The organism is Alphaproteobacteria bacterium, from assembly GCA_019695395.1.
GTDB lineage: Bacteria > Pseudomonadota > Alphaproteobacteria > JAEUKQ01 > JAIBAD01 > JAIBAD01.
In genome coordinates, this window is record JAIBAD010000077.1 from 1 (window position 1) to 2930 (window position 2930).

The window sequence follows — 2930 nt, forward strand, 5'->3', positions numbered from 1 at the left end:
TTATCAATTTGATGGAATTATTATACTATTTATTGTTTATATAGTACTCTCTTTAATAGAAGGTATTTATAAAAATAAAGTGAATAAACAAATTTAATTTGTTACTGTTTTCCTTTTATCTTTATTACTTTCTGGATGCGCTACTGCACCTACAGATCCTGAAGAACTTGCAGAATATGAAGCTTTAAATGATCCTTATGAACCTACAAATCGAGCAATTTTTGGGTTTAACAATCAGGTAGATCGCTATTTTCTTAAACCTGTTGCTCAAGGGTATAGATATGCTGTACCTGAATTTGGTCGTGATGCTATTCGAAATTTTTTAAGAAATCTTCGCTCACCTTATATATTCGCCAATGATTTATTACAATTATCTCCTAATGCTGGAAATACTTTAGCAAGATTTGTGGTAAATTCTACAGCTGGACTTCTGGGGTTATTTGATGTGGCTGGAGATCATCTTGATATGCCTTATCAAGAAGAAGATTTTGGTCAAACTCTTGCAGTGTGGGGGGTTCCTGAAGGCCCATATACAGTATTACCAATTTTTGGTCCTTCTAATCCAAGAGATGCGGTTGGTACTCTTGTAGGTTTAATTTTTGATCCAACAAATTTAGCTCTTGCAAGTATTGGTGCCCCAGTTTATGTGCCATATATTAGAGGCGGTATGGATGGTATTTCTAGACGCGAAGAAGCTATTGACGCTCTTGATCAATTACAAAACAATTCACTTGATTATTATGCAACTATGCGTAGTGTGTGGCGCCAATATCGTCATGACCAAATTAATAACCAACAAGGCCAAGAGGGTTTAAATGTACCAAGTATTGCCTATTTGGAAAAAATTAATAAAGATCAAGCAGGTAAATCTTTAGCTATGCGTCCAAATTTAAGTAATGTTCGTTCAATAGCAACGGTATCTTCACCTTCAAAAGATATAAATAAACCAACTTCTGAAATTGTTCAACAAGCTACTAAAGCTCAAAAGGTTGATGGCCAAATAGTTGCAGCTAAGGTTAATGCTGCGACCTCTTCAGTTCAAAGTAATACTGCATCTACTGTTCAAAAACCTATAGAACAAAAAAATGGCGTTGTCCGTTTTGCTTCTGTACCTAAAGATATCAAAAAATCTTCTCAACAAGCTTCTTTAATAGTAGAAACAAAAAAACAGCAAATTTCTGTTCCGGCACAAAAAGTAAATGTAAACAATTCACCTATTGATACTGGAAGTAAAGGTGTTGTTCAATTTGCAAATAAAGGTTTAAAACCTATCCAAACGGAAAATCAGATCGAGAATAAAATTGCTACTGTTCAATCTTCTAATTTAAAAGTAACAGATGATAAAGTTGCTCAACCTACAGCAGAGGTAATCTCTACAAAAAATATGCCTTCTTTGGGAACTGTATCAAAAAATGATCAAGCTCCTTTATTGCAAAAGAAAAATAAAGGCAAAATTGAATTTTCACAATTATCACAAAGATAAATTTTTTTAATAAATGAAAAGCCACCTTTTAGGTGGCTTTTTTTTATATTCTTAATAATTAGTTTTTAAACTATAAGATAATTTTTATTACAATTTTATTATAATGGCTTGAATTTATTATTTTATATCTTATGTATCAGCATAAGTTTCTTGTTCATAATATAGAAGCTTAATTTTAACTAATAAGATAATTTTTTGTAATCCAGTATAAAATTATAAGCATTAAATCCATTCTAGGAGATTATTTTCAATGCGCTCTTTTATCTTACGTACATTTCTAATAAACTTTTTCATAATTTTTTTGGTTCCTTTTTCAGTAAATGCGGCTGATTTTCCTCAGAGTTTTTCTGAATTAGCGAAAAAAGTCACACCTATGGTTGTCAATATTGCAGCTCTACAATCTGTACAAAGAAGGGAATTACCTCCAGAATTTGAATTTAATTTCCCTCCAGGATCACCATTTGAAGAATTATTTCGTCGTTTTTTTGAAATGCCTGGTCAAGGTATGGATAATGACAATAAAGACCAAACAACTGTGGCTGTAGGTTCAGGTCTTATTGTTGATTCGTCAGGTTATATTGTAACAAATAATCATGTAGTTAATGATGCAAAAGAAATAAAAGTTAAATTAACAAATGGCAAAGAATTTCCAGCCAAACTTATTGGTAAAGATAGTAAAACTGACTTAGCACTTTTAAAAATTGATACAGATAGTCCATTATCTGTGGCAGAATTTGGTGATTCTGATCAGGCACAAGTTGGTGAATGGGTATTAGCTGTTGGGAATCCCTTTGGGTTAGGTGGTTCTGTAACCGCAGGTATCATTTCAGCAAGAGGACGTGATATACGTTCAGGACCTTTTGATGATTTTATTCAAATTGATGCTGCTATTAATCGTGGGAATTCAGGTGGACCAACCTTTAATATGCAAGGCCAAGTGATTGGTATTAATACAGCAATATTTTCACCAAATGGTGGAAGTGTGGGTATTGGTTTTGCTATACCTTCAAACATAGTAAAATCTATTATTACATCTTTAAAAGAACAAGGAACAGTAAAGCGTGGTTGGTTAGGTGTACAAATTCAAATTGTCACACCAGAATTGGCAGATGCCTTAAATCTTGATAAACCCCAAGGCGCTTTAATTTCTGAAGTGCAACCCGATAGTCCAGCTTCTAAAGCAAAACTTAAACAAGGAGATGTAATTCTTTCCTTTAACAATCAAGCTATTACAGAAATGCGTGAGCTTCCACGTTTGGTTGCAACAACCCCGATAGGTAAAAAAGTGGATATAGTATTATGGCGTGATCGTTCCAAAGTAACAGTTCCTATAGAAATTGCTTTATTAGATGATCAAGCTGACGAGAAAAAACAAGCTGAACTTAAAAATGATAAAAATGACAAATTAAATCAAAACTCATCTTTAGGTACGCACTTTGCTGCTATT

At 33.0% G+C, this 2930-nt stretch carries 1 protein-coding gene and 1 pseudogene; both read left to right on the plus strand.

All coding sequences use genetic code 11. The features are described from left to right. Window positions 1-112 precede the first annotated feature (112 nt). Window positions 113-1483: pseudogene (locus K1X44_08975) on the plus strand (VacJ family lipoprotein). A 250-nt stretch (window positions 1484-1733) separates the two neighbouring features. Then, a partial coding sequence (locus K1X44_08980) for a Do family serine endopeptidase (protein ID MBX7147418.1) occupies window positions 1734-2930 on the plus strand: 1197 nt, incomplete at its 3' end.